The organism is Streptomyces sp. NPDC001135 (assembly GCF_053598395.1).
Map to the genome: position 1 here is coordinate 55,021 of NZ_JBSFKD010000043.1, position 19,266 is coordinate 74,286.

At 72.0% G+C, this 19,266-nt stretch carries 14 protein-coding genes and 1 riboswitch; of the genes, 6 read left to right on the forward strand and 8 right to left on the reverse strand.

The window, feature by feature from the left end; genetic code table 11:
* Nucleotides 1–57: 57 nt before the first annotated feature.
* Together ACWC94_RS36980 and ACWC94_RS36985 are read right to left on the reverse strand one after the other, a co-directional pair.
* Nucleotides 58–4,881, reverse strand: coding sequence for a DNA repair ATPase (locus ACWC94_RS36980; protein ID WP_450801665.1), 4,824 nt, complete (start codon nucleotides 4,879–4,881; stop codon nucleotides 58–60).
* 200 nt (nucleotides 4,882–5,081) lie between these two features.
* On the reverse strand, nucleotides 5,082–7,271 hold the full coding sequence (locus tag ACWC94_RS36985; protein ID WP_450801666.1) for a flotillin family protein: 2,190 nt from the start codon (nucleotides 7,269–7,271) through the stop codon (nucleotides 5,082–5,084).
* A gap of 245 nt (nucleotides 7,272–7,516) precedes the next feature.
* On the opposite strand from ACWC94_RS36985, the gene ACWC94_RS36990 reads away from it, so the two are divergent.
* On the forward strand, nucleotides 7,517–8,608 hold the full coding sequence (locus tag ACWC94_RS36990; protein ID WP_450801667.1) for a PucR family transcriptional regulator: 1,092 nt from the start codon (nucleotides 7,517–7,519) through the stop codon (nucleotides 8,606–8,608).
* Nucleotides 8,609–8,793: 185 nt separating this feature from the next.
* Here ACWC94_RS36990 and ACWC94_RS36995 read toward each other — a convergent pair whose 3' ends face one another.
* Together ACWC94_RS36995 and ACWC94_RS37000 are read right to left on the reverse strand one after the other, a co-directional pair.
* Nucleotides 8,794–9,741 (reverse strand): MIP/aquaporin family protein, encoded by a 948-nt coding sequence (locus ACWC94_RS36995; RefSeq protein ID WP_450801668.1) that lies wholly within the window; start codon nucleotides 9,739–9,741, stop codon nucleotides 8,794–8,796.
* Nucleotides 9,742–9,824: 83 nt separating this feature from the next.
* The gene (locus ACWC94_RS37000; protein WP_450801669.1) at nucleotides 9,825–10,490 is read right to left on the reverse strand and encodes an SDR family NAD(P)-dependent oxidoreductase; all 666 of its coding nucleotides are present in this window, start codon (nucleotides 10,488–10,490) and stop codon (nucleotides 9,825–9,827) included.
* Nucleotides 10,491–10,773: 283 nt separating this feature from the next.
* On the opposite strand from ACWC94_RS37000, the gene ctaD reads away from it, so the two are divergent.
* Both ctaD and ACWC94_RS37010 read left to right on the forward strand, forming a co-directional pair.
* Nucleotides 10,774–12,486, forward strand: a complete 1,713-nt coding sequence (ctaD, locus tag ACWC94_RS37005) for an aa3-type cytochrome oxidase subunit I (protein ID WP_450801670.1) — start codon at nucleotides 10,774–10,776, stop codon at nucleotides 12,484–12,486.
* Nucleotides 12,483–12,827: a cytochrome C oxidase subunit I gene (locus ACWC94_RS37010; protein WP_450801671.1), complete on the forward strand. Its 345-nt coding sequence runs from the start codon at nucleotides 12,483–12,485 to the stop codon at nucleotides 12,825–12,827. The genes ctaD and ACWC94_RS37010 overlap by 4 nt, the downstream gene beginning before the upstream one ends.
* Before the next feature lie 129 nt (nucleotides 12,828–12,956).
* Here ACWC94_RS37010 and ACWC94_RS37015 read toward each other — a convergent pair whose 3' ends face one another.
* On the reverse strand, nucleotides 12,957–13,634 hold the full coding sequence (locus tag ACWC94_RS37015; RefSeq protein ID WP_450801672.1) for an HNH endonuclease family protein: 678 nt from the start codon (nucleotides 13,632–13,634) through the stop codon (nucleotides 12,957–12,959).
* Nucleotides 13,635–13,768: 134 nt separating this feature from the next.
* A complete protein-coding gene (locus tag ACWC94_RS37020; protein ID WP_450801673.1) occupies nucleotides 13,769–14,455 on the reverse strand; it encodes a DUF6445 family protein in 687 nt (228 codons plus the stop codon).
* 314 nt (nucleotides 14,456–14,769) lie between these two features.
* Here ACWC94_RS37020 and ACWC94_RS37025 point away from each other — a divergent pair, with 314 nt between their 5' ends.
* Nucleotides 14,770–15,492 carry a DUF4142 domain-containing protein gene (locus tag ACWC94_RS37025; protein ID WP_450801680.1) on the forward strand — a complete coding sequence of 241 codons (723 nt, stop codon included), beginning with the start codon at nucleotides 14,770–14,772 and terminating at the stop codon, nucleotides 15,490–15,492.
* On the opposite strand, the gene ACWC94_RS37030 is transcribed toward ACWC94_RS37025, so the two are convergent.
* The gene (locus tag ACWC94_RS37030; protein ID WP_450801674.1) at nucleotides 15,489–17,147 is read right to left on the reverse strand and encodes a glycoside hydrolase family 13 protein; all 1,659 of its coding nucleotides are present in this window, start codon (nucleotides 17,145–17,147) and stop codon (nucleotides 15,489–15,491) included. The genes ACWC94_RS37025 and ACWC94_RS37030 overlap by 4 nt on opposite strands.
* Nucleotides 17,148–17,244: 97 nt before the next feature.
* Nucleotides 17,245–17,589 (reverse strand): ArsR/SmtB family transcription factor, encoded by a 345-nt coding sequence (locus ACWC94_RS37035; protein ID WP_450801675.1) that lies wholly within the window; start codon nucleotides 17,587–17,589, stop codon nucleotides 17,245–17,247.
* A 78-nt stretch (nucleotides 17,590–17,667) separates the two neighbouring features.
* A riboswitch (cobalamin riboswitch) is annotated at nucleotides 17,668–17,855 on the forward strand.
* Nucleotides 17,856–17,883: 28 nt separating this feature from the next.
* Here ACWC94_RS37035 and ACWC94_RS37040 point away from each other — a divergent pair.
* Together ACWC94_RS37040 and ACWC94_RS37045 are read left to right on the forward strand one after the other, a co-directional pair.
* A complete protein-coding gene (locus tag ACWC94_RS37040; RefSeq protein WP_450801676.1) occupies nucleotides 17,884–19,026 on the forward strand; it encodes a HoxN/HupN/NixA family nickel/cobalt transporter in 1,143 nt (380 codons plus the stop codon).
* Nucleotides 19,027–19,078: 52 nt separating this feature from the next.
* Nucleotides 19,079–19,266 (forward strand): transposase (locus ACWC94_RS37045; RefSeq protein ID WP_450800547.1); only part of this gene is annotated, 188 nt, incomplete at its 3' end.

Consider the following 19,266-nt stretch of genomic DNA (forward strand, 5'->3'; position numbering starts at 1 on the left):
CCGTGCTCAGGGCGACGAAGGCGAGCGCGGCCGACAGCGGCGCGAGGAAGTACACCATCACCGCTCCTCGCCGCCGGTCCGTGCCCGGGTGATGGCGCTCTCCACGGCGGCGAGCCGGTCGGCGAGCAGGCCCAGGGCCGCTACCGCCCGGGTCACGGGGTCGTCCTCGGGACCGCCGAGGGCGCGGGCCCGGGCATGGGACCTCTTCACCTCGGCCCAGCGCGCCGCCCGGCCGGCGTCGAGCGCGCCGCGCAGCTCCGCCAGCTTCAGCAGGTTGGCCTCGGCGCCCGTGGTGAGGGTCTGGGCCTCTGCGGTGTAGTGGTCGTCGACGACGGCCTCGCGTTCGGCGTCGTTCATGACCGGCCGCAGCCGTTGGGCGATCTTGTTCATGTCGCGGTAGGAACCCTGGAGGCGGAAGGGCGGTTCCGTGCGGGTCGCCTCCGACTGGGCGGCGGAGGCGATGTAGGCCCGGTTGACCTTCAGGACGGTCTCGCGGACCGCCAGCGCATGGCGCAGCACGGCCAGGACACCGTCCAGTTCGGCCGCGGGCAGGGGCCGGGCCAGCCGGTCGGCGCGGGCCGTGGGGTCGGCCGCGGCCAGCCGGACCAGCAGGTCGAGGTCGGCGCGGTCGCGGGCGGCGAGCGGGGCGAGCACCGGGTTGGCGGTCAGGGCGTTCTCCACGAAGCTGAACGCGAAGACGTCCTCCTTGCCGGTGAGGACGTCGCCGAGGTTCCGGACGTCCGCGCGGCTGGCGAGCATGTCGGGGATGCGGAAGCGTTCCCCGGACTCCGTGTAGGGGTTGCCGGCCATGCAGACCGCGAAGCGCTTGCCCCGCAGGTCGTAGGTGCGCGGCTCGCCGTCCCGCACGCCGTCCACGCGCCGGGTGGCGTCGCACAGCGGGATGAACTTCTGCAGCAGTTCCGGTGAGGTGTGCTGGATGTCGTCCAGGTACAGGAGGGTGTTGTTGCCCGCCGCCAGCGCGAAGTTGATCTTCTCGACCTCCCGGCGGGCGGTGGCGTTCGGGGCGTCGGCCGGGTCCAGCGAGGTGACGGTGTGGCCGAGCGCCGGACCGCTGACCTTGACCAGCATCAGACCGAGCCGGTCGGCGACGTACTCCATGAGCGTCGTCTTGCCGTAGCCGGGCGGGGAGATCAGCAGGAGCAGGCCGCCGGTGTCGGTGCGCTTCGACTCGCCGGTGGTGCCCAGCTGGCGGGCCAGGCTGTCGCCGATCAGGGGGAGATACACCTCGTCCACCAGGCGGTTGCGGACGAAAGCCGACAGGACGCGGGGGCGGTGGTCGTCCAGGCGGAGGCGGTCGCGTTCGGCGGTCACCAGGGTCGTACGACGGCGCTGGTAGCTGCGGAAGGCGGGTACCTCCTCGGCCGCGAAACGGGCCGTACGGGCGAGGAACTCGTCGATGCGCAGGCGCAGTTGGCCGCCCCGCACGCGCGGGTGCGTGCCGAGCAGGCCCTCCGCCGTCACGGTGAGCGGGGCGTCGCCGTCGTAGCGGGGCAGGCCGGGGCACAGCTCGGCGACGACCGCCTCGGCCAGGTCGCCCGGCCCGGCCTCGGTGCCGGTGGCCGCGGCGTACGCGCCGAGCCACGCGTGCACCACCTGCCGGCGCGCGGCGAGGTCGGTCAGGCCCTCCAGGTCACTGCCGTAACTCCCGTCCGCATGGCGGAACTTCTCCAGCAGCGTGCGTGCCGCGCCCCCGAGGACGAAGCCCTCCGGGCCGCCGGTCAGCTCCTCGAAGAGGTACGCGGCGGCCGGAGCGCCCGCGGCCCGGTCGTCCCAGGCCTCGATCGCCCCGGCCAGCTCCCGCTCCAGCTCCCCGATGGCCGGTACGGCACCGAAGGCGTCCCGGGCACGGGCCAGCGACACCGCCCGCCGGGCCCACGCGGTACGGGCTTCCGCGGTGGCGCCGTGCGCCCAGAACAGCTGGGCGGCGGCGCGGGCGGCGGGCTCGTGACGCAGGGTGCCGGCGCCCTCGTACAAGGGCAGCAGGGCGGTGAGGAGGACCGTCGCGTCGTGGTCGTGGACGCCGCGCTCGTAACCCTCGTCGTACGACTCCTGCGCCGCCCGGCGGACCAGGTCCGGCAGGTCGTCGGCGGCGGCGAGGGCGGCCGGGCCGTGCTCGGCGAGCAGGCGGGCGGCGAGGTGCTCGGCGCGGTAGACCGCGGGCGACTCGGACGGCACGGGGCGGTCCCAGTAGGAGCGGTAGGCGGCGAAGCCGGGGTCGGTGACGGGGGTGCGGTAGTCCGTCCCGGTGACCGCGAAGGCGAGGCCGTCGCCGTGCGGGACGAGGGTGAGGTCGAGCGGCTGGGTGTTGACGGCGAAGCGGTGGCCGCCGAGCAGCAGGGTGCGGCCGTCCTCGGCGTACAGGTCGCCGCGGTCGCGCAGCGCGCGGGCGGCCTCCTGGCGGGCCGACTTCAGGCGGCCGTCGAGTTCCTCGGCGCGCACACTGTCACCGAGGGCGCGCAGCTCGTCGGCCGTGCGGCGGACCTTGGCGACCAGCGGGTCGGAGGCGAAGTAGGCGGCGACCGCGTCGCTGTCGGCGAGGGTGGCCGCGCGCCGCCCGACGGTGTCCAGGATCCGCCCGGCGGAGACGGCGAGCTGTTCGGCGCGGCGGGCGCGGGCGTCGGCGAGGGACTGCTTGCGGGCGGCGAACGCCTCGTAGATCTCCGTGCGCCGGTCGGCGAGTTCGGCGAGGAAGTCGTCGAACTCGGCGAACCGGCCGTCCAGGTCCTCCACCCGGGCGAGGACACCCGCGAGCTGGTCGTCGCACTCCTCGGGCGTGTCCGACACGGCGAGCGCGGCGGTGACGGCCTGGGCGAGCAGCGCGGTCTCGGCGGCGAACTCGGCGCGTCCCTCACGGTCCTGGAGGGCGCGGCGGCGGCCGTCGAGCGTGGCGCGGGCCCGGTTGACCCCGCCCAGCACCTCGGCGATCCGCTCCAGGACGGCCGTACGGACGGTGGCGTCGGCGATGTCGAGGCCGGTGACGACCTCGGTGACCGTGCGCAGTCCGGCGGCCAGTTCGTCGAGCCGGGCGGTGACGGGCCGGGCGGCGGCCACGGTCTCGGCGGCCGCCGCCTCCCCGGCCAGCCGCTCGACCTCCTCCTGCTGCCCGGTGAAGGCGTCCTCGCGCGCCAGGTACGCCACCGCGCGCCGCCCGAACCCGGCGAGGTCCTCCTCGGCGGCGGTCGCCAGCTCCTCCAGCCGGACGGCGTCGACGTACCGCAGTTCGCGCAGGGTGAGCAGGTGCCCCTGCGCCTGCCGGAGTTCGGTCAGTCCGCGCACCCAGGCGGCGGCCTCGCGCGGCGCCTCGCCGCGCAGCCGGCGCACCACGGCGGTGATCCGCTCGGCGGCCTCGTCGAGGGCGTCGGCGGCCTGCCGGGTCAGCTCCCGTACGGTCTCGAACTCGCTGAGGACCTGCCCGGCGGTGGCCCGGACCTCCGCCAACGGGCCGGCCAGGTCGCCGAGTTCGGGTTCGGCGAGCCAGTGATGGGCGTCGGCGGCCCGCACGCAGGCCGCCACCAGCGCCCGGTACCCCTCGCTCGTCCCGGTGCCGTCGGTGACCAGCCGGGCCACGGACAGACAGTCGGCGAGCCCGCGCACGAGGTCCGCGTTGCCGACCCGGGCGAGCGCGCCGGTGCCGGTGCGCAGGGCGGCGGCGTGGGTGTCGGAGACGTACGGCGAGGCCCACCACTGGACGGGGTGGGTGTGCGCGGGTTCGTCGCCGCCGGCGCGCAGCACGGCGAGCGCGCCGTCCTCGAACAGCGCCCAGCCCCGGCACGGCAGCGGGGCCGCGACCTCCTTGCGCAGGGTGTTGTACGACAGCAGCAGCGTGCTCCCCCCGGCGCGGGAGCGGAACGCGTACAGCACGTCCTCCCCGTTCGGCGCGCGCACCTCCCGCTCGAACTCCAGGCCCCGCGTGTCGAGTTCGTACGTCTTGTGGGAGCCGCCCGCCAGGCAGTACCCGCCGGGGAAGACGATGCCCTGCTCCTCGGGCAGCCGCCGGCACGCCTGCCCGATCCCGTCGAGCCGGACCACGGTCCGGGAGAGCGTGTCGAACACCAGGTACCGGTCGGTGTCCTCCTTGTACGGCCGCACCCGCAGCAGCAGCAGCGTGCCGACCCGCGCGTGTGCGACCGCCGCGTCCGCGAGTGCCTGCAGGGGCTCCTGGACGGGTTCGGCGAACAGTTCCTCCCCTTCGGGGGCCCGCACGGTGAGGGAGCCGCCGACAGTGGTCACCCCCAGCCCCCCGGGTACGGCCACGTACTGGTCCCGGCCGAGGACGTGATCCTCGCGGGTGGTCTCCGTCCAGGTCACGTCCTGGGCCGGCGGGAAGACGTCGTCACGGTCGCCGCGCGCGTCCAGGAACCGTGCCGCCCGGCCGTCCTCGGTGAGGGACCAGCGCAGGACGCGGACGTCCTCGGCCTTCTCGCCGGTGCGGAACACCGCCAGCAGCCGGCCGTCGACCCGGCGCAGCCGCAGCAGGCTCGCTCCGCGGTAGTAACGGTGCAGCGCGCTGAACTCCCGCACGAACGCAGGGTCGTCCAGCAGACCGGGTACGGCGTCCTCAGCCAGCCGCTCGCCGTCACGGCCGTACAGCGCGAGGACGTCGGCTCCGCCGGTTCCGCCGAAGAGCAGGTGGTCGCCCACGGCCACGATGTCGCTCGGGACGAACGGGTGCGTGGTGCGGAGCCTGGCGGTGGCCGTGAGGTCCAGTCGCGCCGAGCCGAACTCCTCGGTGCGGCGTGCGTTCAGCGCGGTGGCCCTCCGGGCGAGCTCGGCGGCCTGCGCGGCGAGCCGGTCGCGGAGCACGTCGTAGGTACCGGCGTCTGCGTCGGCGTGGGCCTGCGGCGCCTGTGCGGTGGCCATGGGGAGTGCGTTTCCCTTCGTGGGCTGTGCGGCTACGGGCTGGGGGCCGCGGGTGGTCTGCCGGGTGCGGATGCGTCGTGGCCGCTCGCGCAGTTCCCCGCGCCCCTTGGGGAGCTGCGGTGCCGTCGGCCTCGGGATGCCGCCGAAGCCGACGGGCACTCATGCCGCCGCAGCGGCCCGTACCCACCCCCATCCGGGCCTCAGTTCAGCGTGCCGGTTCCGTTCAGGGCGGTCACCGGTGTGTCGGCGAGGCCCAGTTCGCTCGCGCGGTCGAGGAGTTTCTGCAGCTGCCCCGCCTGCGGGCCGCCACCCTTGATCTGCTTCATCAGCAGCGCCGACACCGTCAGGTTCCGCACGTCCGCCGAGCCCAGTGAGCCGAGGAAGCGGGAGAGGTCGTCGGTGAAGCTGCCCGTACCGTCCAGCCACGGCTTCGCCAGGGACCGCGCGGTGTGGGAGTTCTCGACGAATCCGTCCACGCCCTTGCCGAGGGCGATGGAGGACACCAGCCGGTCGAAGAAGACCGACTCCCCGCCGACGATGTCGATGTCCGCGTTCTCCAGCCCGGTCGCCAGCACCGTCGCCTGCGCCTCGGCCACCTGCCGCTGCGTCTCCAGCCCGGCCAGCCGGATCTCCTTCTCCGCCTGCAGCCGCAGCCGGTACTCCTCGTGCCCGCGCGAGGCCTCGTCCAGCGCGGCCATCGCGGCGGCCTTCTCGGTGAGACCGGCGGCCTCGGCCTTCAGCTTCTCGCCGATGGCGGTGGCCTCCGCGAGCGCCTTCGCCCTGGCTCCCTCCGCCTCGGCCAGCCCCTTGGCCCGGGACCCCTCGGCCTCCGCCTTCAGCCGCGCCTCGGTGGCCTCCGCCGCCGCCCGCGCGCCCTCGGCCTCCGCGAGCCCCTTCGCCCGCGCACCCTCGGCCTCCGCCAGCGCCTTGGCCTGCGTGCCCTCGGCCTCGGCCCGCAGCCGCGCCTCGGTGGCCTCCGCCTGAGCGCGCCCGGCCTTCACGGTGACCTCGGCCTCCTTGTCGCGGACCTGTACGGCGGCCAGTCCCTCGGCGGCGGCCTCGGCCTGGACGCCCTCGGCGAGCCGCAGCTTGGCCCGCGCGTCCAGGTCGGCGGTCTTCAACCGGGCCTCGGCCAGCGTGAGTTCCTCGGCGGCCCGGTGCGTGGCCGCCTGCTCCGCGGCCTCGGCGGCCTTGATGTCCTTGACCAGCTTCTCCTGCGCCTCCGCCTCGGCGGCGATGACGAGGGCCTGCCGCTCCCGCTCGGCCTCCTCGACCACGCGCAGCTTCTTGATGGACTCCTCCTGCTCGGCGACCGTACGGTCCACCGCGACCCGCTCCCGGACGACCTCGGCGATGTCCCGCTTCTCCGCCTCGACCTCCTTCTCGGCGGCGATCCTCGTCAGCTGGGTCTCCCGTTCCCGGGCGATGACCTCCAGCAGCCGGTCCTTCTCGATGCGCTCGCTCTCGACGGCGATGACCCGCTCGCGGTTCTTCGCGGCGACGGCGATCTCGCGGGCCTGGTTCTCGCGCTGGATCCCCAACTGCTCCTCGGTGCGCAGGAAGGCGCCCTGGGCGCGCAGCCGCTCCTCCTCCGTCACGCGGGCGGTCTCGGCCTCCTCGCGGGCCCGGGAGGTCTCGATCTCCCGCTTCTGCTTGATCTCGGCGTCCGCCTGCCGGCGTTCCAGCTCGAGGATGGCCTCGCGGGCGTCGACGTCCTGGCGGGTGATCTCCTTCTCCTCGTTGCGCCTGGCCTCGTTGGTGCGCACGTGCTCGATGGCCGTCAGCTCGGTGATCTTGCGGATGCCCTCGGCGTCGAGGACGTTGGCCGGGTCCATCTGGGAGAGCGGGGTCTGCTCCAGGTAGTCGATCGCCGCGTCCTCGAGGTGGTAGCCGTTGAGGTCGATGCCGATCAACTCGATGATGTGGTACCGCAGTTCCTCGCGCTTGGTGTACAGGTCGGTGAAGTCCATCTGCTTGCCGACGGTCTTCAGCGCCTCGGAGAACTTCGCGTGGAACAGCTCCTGCAGCGTGTCCTGGTGGCTGGCGCGCTCGGTGCCGACGGTCTGGGCGACCTTGATGACGTCCGGGACGGTCTTGTTGACCTTGACGAAGAACAGGATCCGGATGTCGGCGCGGATGTTGTCGCGGCAGATCAGCCCGTCCCGGCCGGAGCGGCTGATCTCGATCGTCTTCACCGAGATGTCCATGACCTCGGCCTTGTGCAGGATCGGCAGCACGACCTGCCCGGTGAACGACACGTCGACCTGCCGTGTCTTCGAGACGATCAGGGCCTGGCTCTGGTCCACCTTGCGGTACAGCCGGGAGAACGCGAGCACCGCGAGCACCACGGCGACGAGACAGGCGGCGATGAGCACGCCGAGCGCTTCCATGACACACGTCCTTGCGTCAGACGACGGGATACGGAGCCCCCCGGGGCCGCGGTGCCGGCCGTCCGCCGCACCATGCGTCGGCGCCCGGCACCGCGACCCTCCGTAGTGCTCCCCGCAGGAGATGGTGCGGCAGGGCATACGCCCACGCATTGCCGGTTTCCGGCAGTGTTCACTAGTGTCTGGATGCCGGGCAGGCGCTAAGAAACCGTCACCGGCGCGTCAGGAACACGGGGGGCGGGGCAGGCGTGGGGGACCAGCACGACACCGGCGGCATACCGGAGCGCTATCTCGACGGCTTCTCCCGGACGCTGGCCGAGGTCGCGGTGACGGGCCGACGGCTGACCCGGGAGGAGCTGAAGGTCCGGCGGGCCCTGGGGGAGCAGGCCGCCGAGGCCGGGCACGGACTGCGGGCGCTGGTCGTCGCCCACCTGGCCGCCACCCGCGCCGCCTGGCCGGCCGCGCCCGGTGCCGCGGACAGCGGCCCGGCCACGCTGGCCGCCGTGGAGCAGGCCATCGACGCGTTCGCCGAGGGCTACGAACGCGCCCAGCGGCTCGCCGTGCGCCGCGAGGAGGCCGGGCGCCGGGAGTTCATCGACGACCTGCTCTACGGCCGCAGCGACCTGGGCCGCCTCGCCGAGCGCGCCGAGCGGTTCGGCCTGCGCCTGTCCCAGGCCCACGCGGTGGCCGTCGCCGAGGGCCCGTCCGCGTACGTCGAGGGCGGTCCGGTCGCCCGCCGCGTCGAGGCCGCCGTACTCGCCCGCTTCGACTCCCGCAGCATCCTGCTCACCACCAAGAACGGCAGGCTGCTGTGTGTCGCGCCGGGCGAGGAGGACGAGATCCTCGTCCACTTCGCCAAGCAGGCGTACGCGGCGACGGACACCGCCGGCGCGGCACCGCGGATTGCCATCGGCCGTCCGCAGCACGGCGCCGGCGGGGTCGTGCAGTCGTACGAGGAGGCCCTCGCCGCGCTGGAGATGGCGGCCCGTCTGGACCTGGCCGGGCCGGTGCTGCGCGCCGCCGACCTGCTCGTCTACCCGGTGCTGGCGCGGGACCGGCAGGCCCTGGTCGACCTGGTGGAGCACACGCTCGGGCCGCTGGCCTCGGCCCGCGGCGGAGCCGTACCCCTCCTGGACACGCTCAGCGCGTACTTCGACGCCGGCTGTGTGGCCGCCGAGGCCGCCCGCCGCCTCTCCCTCAGCGTCCGCGCGCTCACCTACCGCCTGGAGCGCATCCACAAACTCACCGGCGCCGACCCGGCCCACCCGGCCCACCGCTACATGCTGCAGACAGCGGTCATCGGCGCCCGCCTCCTGGACTGGCCGAACCGGCCCCTGTGAACACCGGCCACCGGCCAGGCGCAGGACGCGCTCGCCACCGTCCGCGCCGCACGCACCGCGGCCCGCAAGGCCGGTGAGGGCGACCGGCCTGGTACGCCTGGGTGGTGCCCTTCGTCCCCGCGGCCGTCGGCCTGCTGGCCGCTATCCCGTACGGCTGGGCCGGCTGGTCCATCGGCTTCGGCCTGTCACTCCTCGTCCGTCTCGACCACCGGGCGGGTGCGCCCCGGCTCGGGCAGCTCGGCCAGCTCCGCCCGGACGAGCAGGACGTCGCCGATGAAGAGGTCGTACACCAGGATGCCGACGACACCACCGATCAGCGGGCCCACGATCGGGATCCACCAGTACGCGCTGAACGAGCCGGGCACACTGCCCGGGAACGCCAGACTGTTCCAGCCCGCCGCGTAGGTGAACAGGCGCGGCCCGAAGTCACGGGCCGGGTTGATGGCGTAGCCCGCGTTGGCGCCGTAGGACATGCCGATGGCGGCCACGACGAAGCCCACGACCAGCGGTCCGAGGTTGGCCTTCACGGCCTGGTTGCGCGCGTCGATGACCGCGGCGATGAACATGAGCAGGAAGGCCGTACCGACGATCTGGTCGATCAGCGGCCCCCAGTAGCCGCCGTGGAAGTACGGGGCCGGGAACGTGGCGAAGATGGAGAAGGTGGCGTTCGTGTGCCCGTTCACCTTCGGGCCCGTCGCGGCGGCGTCGAAGGCGTGGATCGCCTGGTGGTAGACGAGGTAGACGAGCGCCGCGCCGGTGAGCGCGCCGACGATCTGCGAGAACCAGTACGGCAGGACCTTGGCCCAGGAGAATCCGCGGCGCACCGCCATGGCCAGCGTCACCGCCGGGTTCAGATGGGCACCGCTGACGCCGCCGCCCACGTAGACGCCGAAGGTGACGGCCAGGGCCCAGCCCCAGGTGATCAGCAGCCAGTCCCCGGCCGCGAGGAAGATCGTCGTGGGGGTGGCGGCACGGCCCGAACCGGGCAGTGCGGCGACCGCCATCGCGACCACACCGCAGCCGAAGGAGATGAGCACGAAGGTCCCGAGGAACTCGGCGAGACACTCGCCCAGCAGCCCTCCCCGGGCCCTGAGCCGGGACGGCTTGATGATCGCAGGGATTTCGACAGCCATGGAGGCCCCCTTGAAGAGAGCAATACGGCCAACATCACCATATTGGCCTACAAACCCCCACTCCGCAGGTTGACGGTGCCCCGTCAGCCGTCGAGATCGTCGGCGAAGTGCCGGAACCCGTGCCGGTCCCGGTGCATGCCCCACAGCGTCTCCGCGAGAACGGCCGGGTCCTTGCGCGCGTGCCCCGGGGTGATCGCCCCCGGGATCACCAGCTGCGCGACGTGGATCCCCTCCCCCGCGAGCCGTTCGTGCAGCAGATGGCCGTACGCGGTCTCCGCGGCGAACGCGATGGACGTCCCGGCCCGCTCGGTGTGCGGTACGACGGCGGTCGCGCCGTTGACGAGGAGAATCGTCCCGCGCCCCAGCCGGCGCATCCCCGGCAGCACCTGCCGCACGGCCGCGACGGGCCCGTACACGGAGAACTCGACCGGCCCGACGAGGTCGCCGGGCCCGGTCTCCAGCACGGGTCGCATGAAGTCCCGGTGCGGCACCGGGCTGTACTGCAGCACCTCGACGGTCCCCACCTCGCCCGCCGCCCGCTCCAGCGCCCCGGCCAGCTCCTCCGGCCTGCGCACGTCGGCGACGAACCCCCGGGCGCCGACCCCGCTCCCGCCGAGCTCCCGCACCAGCACGTCGAGCCGCTCCCGGGTTCGGGCGAAGAGAGCGACGTCGAACCCCTCCCGCCCGAACCGCCGCGCGACGGCGGCCCCGAGCCCCGGCCCGGCCCCCACGATGGCGATGCTGCTCATCAGTGTTCGCCTTCCCCGGTCAATTCCACGACGATGAATTCCACGACGCGGATGTCCCACCTGCCCGCCCGGGACCCCGGAGGACGGACGAGGCGCCTACTCGAACTCGTTCACCACCTCTCCTCCTGCCCTCCTTCGAGCTTGCGCCATACGTGTGCATCCGTCACACGACCGGCCGCGCGTCGGTCGCCCAGGGCGTCGAGCACGCCGCCGCGCAGCAAGGATGGCGAGTAGCCGATGTCATGGCGTGCGCGGTCCGCGAGCATCAGGAGACAGACGACCAGTGAGCATCCTCAACGAACCCCGTGGTGCCGCCGAGGAGGCGTACGAGAGCGAGGTGCCGGTCAGGGGGAGGCGGCCCGGCAGCGTTGTGGTGAAGTGGATGACGACCACCGACCACAAGACGATCGGCACGCTCTATCTGGCGACGTCCTTCGCGTTCTTCCTGGCCGGCGGCGTGATGGCGCTGATCATGCGCGCCGAGCTGGCCCGGCCGGGCCTGCAGATCATCTCGAACGAGCAGTTCAACCAGCTGTTCACGATGCACGGCACCGTGATGCTGCTGATGTTCGCCACCCCGCTGTTCGCGGGCTTCACGAACTGGATCATGCCGCTGCAGATCGGCGCCCCCGACGTGGCGTTCCCGCGGCTGAACATGCTCGCCTACTGGCTGTACCTGTTCGGCTCGCTCATCGCCGTGGGCGGCTTCCTCACCCCGGACGGGGCGGCCTCCTTCGGCTGGTTCGCCTACACCCCGCTGACGGACGCGGTCCACTCACCGGGGGTCGGCCCCGACCTGTGGATCATGGGCCTGGCCTTCTCCGGCTTCGGCACCATCCTCGGCTCGGTCAACTTCGTCACCACGATCATCTGCATGCGTGCCCCGGGCCTGACCATGTTCCGGATGCCGATCTTCGTGTGGAACGTGCTGCTGACCGCCGTCCTGGCCATCATGGTGTTCCCGGTGCTGGCCGCCGCGCTGTTCGCCCTGGAGGCGGACCGCCAGTTCGGCGCCCATGTCTTCGACCCGGCCAACGGCGGTGCCCTGCTGTGGCAGCACCTCTTCTGGTTCTTCGGCCATCCCGAGGTGTACATCATCGCCCTGCCGTTCTTCGGCATCGTCACGGAGGTCATCCCGGTCTTCGCCCGCAAGCCGATCTTCGGCTACATGGGACTCGTCGCCGCGACCATCGCGATCGCCGGTCTGTCCGTGACGGTGTGGGCGCACCACATGTACGTCACGGGGGGTGTCCTCCTCCCCTTCTTCTCCTTCATGACCTTCCTGATCGCCGTGCCGACCGGGGTGAAGTTCTTCAACTGGATCGGCACCATGTGGCAGGGGTCCCTGTCGTTCGAGACACCGATGCTCTGGGCCGCGGGCTTCCTGGTGACGTTCCTCTTCGGCGGCCTGACCGGCGTCATCCTGGCCTCGCCGCCGATGGACTTCCACGTCTCCGACTCGTACTTCGTGGTGGCGCACTTCCACTACGTCGTCTTCGGCACGGTCGTCTTCGCCATGTTCGCCGGCTTCCACTTCTGGTGGCCGAAGTGGACCGGCAAGATGCTGGACGAGCGCCTCGGCAAGATCACCTTCTGGACGCTGTTCGTCGGCTTCCACGGCACCTTCCTGGTCCAGCACTGGCTGGGTGCCGAGGGGATGCCGCGCCGCTACGCCGACTACCTGGCCAGTGACGGCTTCACCGCCCTGAACACGATCTCGACGATCGGCTCGTTCCTGCTCGGCCTGTCGGTCCTGCCGTTCCTCTACAACGTCTGGAAGACGGCCAAGTACGGCAAGCCGGTGAACGTGGACGACCCCTGGGGCTACGGCCGTTCCCTGGAGTGGGCGACGTCCTGCCCGCCGCCGCGGCACAACTTCGTCACCCTGCCACGGATCCGCAGCGAATCCCCGGCGTTCGACCTGCACCACCCCGACATCGCGATGAGCGAGCACGAGGCCGAGGCTCCGGCGAGGACCGACCGGGGCCACGGGTGAACGGTCCGCCGCGGCAGGGCTTCGACGGCGCCGTCGCCAACGAGGTGGAGGGCTACCTGCTCTGGCAGGCCCGGATCGCCGAGGCGCAGCAGCGCGCACGGGAGTTCACCCGCCCCCTGGAATGGCTGACGACCGGACAGCGCGAGGAGATCGAGCGACGCTACGTCGCCGACAGCCTGCACCGGGCCCGGACGGACCTGGAACGGATCGCGTCCCGCTGCGCATCGCTCCGCACCGAGTACGAAGGCCGCTACCAGGAGCTACGGCGGCGCTGCGTGGCCCTGACCCTGACGGTGTGCGCGGGCTGCACGGCGCTGGTGGCACTGCTGCTGGCCCTGTGACGTGAGGCTGAGCGGCGGTGGAGGTGCCGTTGCCGGCCGGGGAGGTCCACGGTGGGCTCCCGGTGCGTACGGGCGGAAGGCCCCGGATCGCTCCGGGGCCTTCGGTGTTCGCTCCGGGGCCTGCGGTGTTCAGGGAGCGGGCTGGTAGGTCACGGTCGTACCGGGGCACGCCTCCGCGAACTGCTCGAGTGCTTCGAGTTCGACGGCGTCCGCGGTGAGGCCCCAGCGGAGTTTGGTGCCGACCCATTCCGAGATGTACCGGCACAGGACGTCGGCTGCCGGCGGCAGCCACTGGGCCGGGTCCTGGTCGGCCTTGCTGCGGTTCGCGGCCGCCGACACGGCGACCAGTGAGGTCGGGACGTCCAGGTCGTTCGCGTAGGCCTCGCGCCGCTCCGCCGTCCACTGCGACGCCCCGGAGTCCCAGGCCTCGGCCAACGGCACCATGTGGTCGACGTCCAGGGCGGCGGCCGAGGTGATCCACCTGGAGTCGTAGTACGACCACCAGCGCCCTCCGGACAGCTTGCAGCCCGGAAGGACCTGGGGCGGGTCGACCGCCTCCGCGAGAAGCACCTCGGCCCGGGTGTTGCAGCCGTCGGTCGGGTTCTTGCCCGCGTTCCAGTGCTTGAAGCTGGTGCGCTGGTACCCGGTCCGCACCTCCGCGGCCACGGGGAGTGCCTGCACCGCGGCCGCGACGGGGACGGTGTACGTCGCGGCGGAACGGCTCTGTGCCTGGGCGGGAGTGGATGACGTGAAGGGCACGACGAGGAGTGCGACCGCGAGCGCGGCCCACCTGAAGTTCTTGATCACGTCAAGCAGAGTTGACGCCAACTACCTCGTTCGAGGGATTCGACTCGAATGAATGAGCCAGATGGATGCCCATGTTCACCGTACGGACGTGCCAACGGCACCCCGGTCAGGGGAAGGCCGTCAGGCCGTCGCCCTCACGCCATCCAGAAGAACACCGCCGTCATCCGCTTCTCCTCCAGCGCCGTGCCGTGGTAGCCGGTCGCGCTGTGGACGAGGTTGGCGTTGTAGAGGAGAAGGCGGTTGTACTTGTGCGGGACGCGTACGTCTTCCTCGAAGTGGTCGCCCGGCACGAAACGGGTGCCCAGCGCCTCGACGAGGTTGTTGTGCGGGGCCTGGACGATGTTGCCGCCGAGCCGGCCGCCGGGGAGTGACTGGCGGTAGAAGGCGGTGCCGCAGTCCTTGGGGACGCCGGGGTTCAGATACAGCACGGCCGCGTACCGGCACAGCGCCCGCGAATCCGTGTGCGGGCGGGGCTCGCTCTCGCCCTCGCCGACCACCTGGACGCAGTTGTGGTTCAGGGTGCCGCCGCCGGGCGCCTGCTGCACCCACAGTTCCCTCGCCCCGGTGGCCTTCTTCACCAGGCTTTCGACGCGGGCGAGTTCGGACGGCTCCAGGCCGGGCATGGCGCGCAGGCCGGGCCAGGTCTCGGAGGTGTACGGGTAGCCCTTGACCCAGTCGTCCTTGGCCAGGCACCGCTCACGTACGGCGTCGATCTCGGGCAGGGCGTCGTCCAGGACCCAGTAGTCGCGGCCCCTGGTGGGCTTGCGGTAGGGGAGGACGGGAAGGGCCGCGGGCACGCGGGGCGGGGGCTGTGGGGGCATGCGGCGAATCTAGGCCTGTGTTTCGGCTGCTTTCTCCCGGAGACCGGTCAACCTTTGACCAACCGTTTGTCATGTGCACCAACACATGGCAATCGGCCGGCCATCGGCTCCAGGGACACGGCACGCGGCGCCCGGGCCCCGGCGTCCGGGAGTTTTTACCTGATCCACAGAGAAGAACCGCTCCCCCGTCCGTACTGCTGTGCGTCCGAACCGCCCTGCGTCAACGCCGGGGCGGGATCCACGACCGGGCAGGAGGCACGGTGCGCTTTTCGCGGAACGCGACGGGAACCCTCTTCGTGGGCGGTGCGATGGCCATGACACTCGTGGCCCTGGCCTACCCGAGCATGCTGGGTCTGAACAAGGTCACCACCGCCCAGGACCGCGTCATCGCCAACACCCAGTGGGGACCGCTCACCGAGCAGGACCGGGACTTCGTGGTGAAGGTGCGGGCCGCCGGTCTGTGGGAGTACCCGGTGGGCCAGATAGGGCTGCAGAAGGGCACCACGCCGGGGGTCATCACCGCCAGCAAGCACCTGGTCGACGGACACGCGGCACTGGACACCACCTGCCGCAAGATCGCACCGATGCTGAACATCACACTGCCCAACCTGGCCAGCCCCCAGCAGCAGGGCTTCGTCAGCCAGTTGAAGGCGGACAGCGGGAAGAAGTTCGACAGCGACTTCGCCAACATCCTGCGGATGACGCACGGCGCGATCTTCAACACCATCTCGAAGATCCGGTCCACCACCAAGAACTCGCTGGTGCGCGCCCTGGCCGACCAGGCCAACAACACGGTTCTGGACCACATGACGGTGATGGAGAAGACGGGCCTGGTCGACTTCGACCAGACCCTGTTCCAGCAGACGACCCCGCCCAAGCTGCCCGACTCCGACCTGACCCCGCCGCCCCCGGCCGCCGGCCAGCCGGAGGTGGTCCTCACCCCGCCCCCGAACCCCACCTCCACGCCCGTCGACATCAACGGCATCGCGGGCGGCAACAGTACGGCGGGGCCGAGTCCGAGCCCGACCGTGGGTTAGGCCAGCCAGACGGTCGTGTCCGGCGGGAGGACCCCGCTTCCGTCGAGGGGCGCGCTGCTCAGCAGCACCTCCCCCGGCGGCAGCGGCACCGGCTCGGGGGTGAGGTTCGTGACGCAGCGCCAGGTCTCCGAGCGGGTGAAGTCCAGGACCCCGGCGGGCGCGTCCGGCGTCCAGGCCAGGGTCTCGCCCTCCAGCAGCTTGCGGCGCAGCCGCAGGGCGGTGCGGTACAGCTCCAGGGTCGAACCCTCGGTCCCCGTCTGCGCCTCGACGGCGTACGACGCGAAGGACGCCGGCTGCGGCAGCCAGGCCGCCCCGCGCCCGAAGCCGTACGACGGTCCGCTCCTCGTCCACGGCAGCGGCACCCGGCAGCCGTCGCGCCCCTTGCGGACATGGCCCGTCTGCTCCCAGATCGGGTCCTGGAGGACCGACGTGGGCAGGTCGGCGACCTCCGGCAGGCCGAGTTCCTCGCCCTGGTAGAGGTAGGAGGATCCGGGCAGCGCGAGCATCAGGAGGGTCGCGGCGCGGGCCCGGCGCAGGCCCGCCGCGGTGTCGACCGCCGGCGCGGTGCCGCCGGACAGCAGCCAGGCCGCCGGGTCGGTGCCGGGCGGCAGCATCAGGCGGGAGGCGTGCCGTACGACGTCGTGGTTGGACAGCACCCAGGTGGCGGAGGCACCGACGGCCCGGGCGGTGGCGAGGGAGCCGGTGATGACCTCCCGGAGCTCCTCCGCGTCCCACCCCGTCTCCAGGTACTCGAAGTTGAAGGCCTGGTCGAGTTCGTCGGGGCGGGCGTACAGGGCGCGGCGGGCACCCGGGACCCAGGCCTCGGCGACGGCGGTGCGCGGCGGGCTGTAGGCGTCGAGGATCTTGCGCCAGTCGCGGTAGATCTCGTGGACCTCGTCGCGGTCCCAGTACGGGTGGCTGCCCGGCGGGACGCGCGGCAGGGCCGTCTCGCCGGTGGCGCCGATGTCCCCGACGTCCCGCAGCGGCTCGGTGAGGTCCTTGGCGAGGCCGTGGGCGACGTCGACGCGGAAGCCGTCGACGCCCCGGTCGGACCAGAAGCGCAGGGTGGTGCGGAAGTCGGCGCGGACCTCCTCGTTGTCCCAGTTGAGGTCGGGCTGTTCGGGGGCGAAGAGGTGGAGGTACCACTCGCCGTCCGGGACGCGCTTCCAGGCGCTGCCGCCGAACACGGACTGCCAGTCGGTGGGCGGCTGTTCGCCGTGCGCGCCCCGGCCGGGCCGGAAGACGTAGCGGTCGCGGGCCGGGGAGCCGGGGGCGGAGCGCAGGGCCTCCTGGAACCAGGGGTGCTGGTGCGAGGTGTGGTTCGGGACGAGGTCGACGACGACCTTCAGGCCGAGCCGGTGGGCCTCGCCGACCAGGGCGTCGAAGTCGTCCAGGGTGCCGAGGCGGGGGTCGACGTCCCGGTGGTCGGCGACGTCGTAGCCGCCGTCGGCCAGCTCCGACGGGTAGAAGGGGCTCAACCACAGGGCGTCGGCACCGAGGCCGGCGAGGTGGCCCAGGCGCTGGGTGATGCCGCGCAGGTCGCCGAGGCCGTCGCCGTCCGCGTCGGCGAAGCTGCGGGGGTAGACCTGGTAGACGACGGCCTGACGCCACCAGTCGGGGTTCTTGGAGGAGAGGTCCACAGAGCGGTCTGCCATGGGGGCCATACGGGATCCCTTCGGGGGAGGACGACAGTACAAATCTGTCCACATGACCCGGAAAGGGAACCTTCGCAAGGACGCGCGGGGGAGCGCGTCAGCAGTGGTCCAGCACCGCGCGCACGTCGGCGTCCACCACGCGGTACCGCACCACCCGCCCCTCCTTCTCCCCGGCCACGACCCCCGCCGCCCGCAGCAGCCGCAGGGCCTGGGAGACGGCGGGATCGTTCATTCCGGTGGCCACGGCCAGGTCGGAGACGGCGAGCGGGCCGGTGCGGTGCAGGGCGAGGAGCAGGGCGAGCCGGTTGGCGTCGGCCAGCAGCGAGAAGCGGCCGGCCCAGGCGCGCACCCGGTCCGCGTCACCGATGGCGGCGATCGCGTCGCACACCCGGTGACCGTCGATGGTGCGCCGGTCGGCTCGGTCGGCAGGCACGAGATGCATGGCGTCATCCTCGCAGGCGGCTCTGTGATCTTGAATACCTGCACGGGTGCGCAGCTATGCAGGGCACGGCTGCCGCCCGTACGGTGGGCGGGCCGTGGTGCTCGGGAAGTCGATGGGAATTCGACGCGGCCCTCGCCACTGTGATCGGGGAGTTCCCGTCCCGTCCGGCGGCAGCCGGGCCACTGGTCGGTCGTACGACTGGGAAGGCAGGGACGGCGGACGCACGACCCCTCAGCCAGGAGACCGGCCACGGCACTTCGAAGTGATCCACGAGGTGCTGGAGCGTTCAACCCCATGGCCGATGCTGCTTCCTTCCGCTGGCGGCGCGAGGACACCCTGAAGACGGCGGGACTGCTGGCGGTGGTCGTCGCCCTGCACGTCGTCGCCTTCGGGATCCTCTTCCTGCTGGTCGTGCCCGAGCACTACAAGGTCGGTACCGAAGCCTTCGGGATCGGGCTCGGTGTCACCGCCTACACCCTCGGGATGCGGCACGCGTTCGACGCCGACCACATCGCCGCGATCGACAACACCACCCGCAAGCTGATGGCCGACGGCAAGCGGCCGGTGTCGGTGGGGTTCTGGTTCGCCCTGGGGCACTCCAGCGTGGTGGTCGTGCTCGCGGTGCTGATCGCCGGCGGCACCCGGCTCGCCGGCAAGGTGATGGACGAGCACTCACGCACCCACCAGGTGCTGGGGTTCCTGGGGACGACGATCTCCGGCACGTTCCTGTACCTCATCGCCGCCCTGAACCTGGTCGCCCTGGTGGGCATCCTCAGGGTCTTCCGGGCGATGCGCGCCGGGACGTACGACGAGCGGGAGCTCGAACGGCACCTGGACGCACGCGGTTTCATGAACCGGATCCTCGGCCGCCTCACCAGGTCGATCAGCCGGCCCGGCCAGATGTTCCCGCTCGGCTTCCTCTTCGGGCTCGGCTTCGACACGGCCACCGAGGTCACGCTGATGGTGATGGCCGGTTCGGGCGCGGCGGCCGGGCTGCCCTGGTACGCGATCCTGTGCCTGCCGCTGCTGTTCGCCGCCGGCATGAGCCTGTTCGACACCCTGGACGGCACGTTCATGAACTTCGCCTACCAGTGGGCGTTCTCCAACCCCGTCCGCAAGGTCTTCTACAACCTCGCCATCACCGGCCTGTCCATCGCGGTCGCCTTCTTCATCGGCACCATCGAACTGGTCGGCGTCCTGCACGAGAAGTTCGGCCTGCACGACGGCCTCACGGGCTGGATCGCCGGGCTCGACCTGGACAACGTCGGCTATCTCATCGTCGGCCTGTTCGTGGTGGTGTGGGCGGCGGCACTGTCCTACTGGCGCGTGGCGAAGGTGGAGGAACGCTGGGCCGCCCGGGTACCGGCCGAGCCGTCGTCACCGGCGCCGGAGAGGCCCTCTCCCGTCGCCCCGTCGGGTCCGTCCGACCTGCCCTAGTAGTGCTTCGTTACGTCGAGTGATCTCGCCTGATGGTGGGCATCTTCGTGGTGTGAGGCTGGGGGAGGTGGAACGGCTCCGGGGTGAGTTAGCGGAGTTCGTTGCCGATGTGTTCGGGTCGGTGCCGCGGCGTGATCAGCGTCGCTGGGGCGAGTGCTATCTGCGGGGTCTGATGCTGGACGGTCGGCGCAAGTCGATCCAGCCGATGGCCGAGCGGCTGCCGGACGGCAACATGCAGGC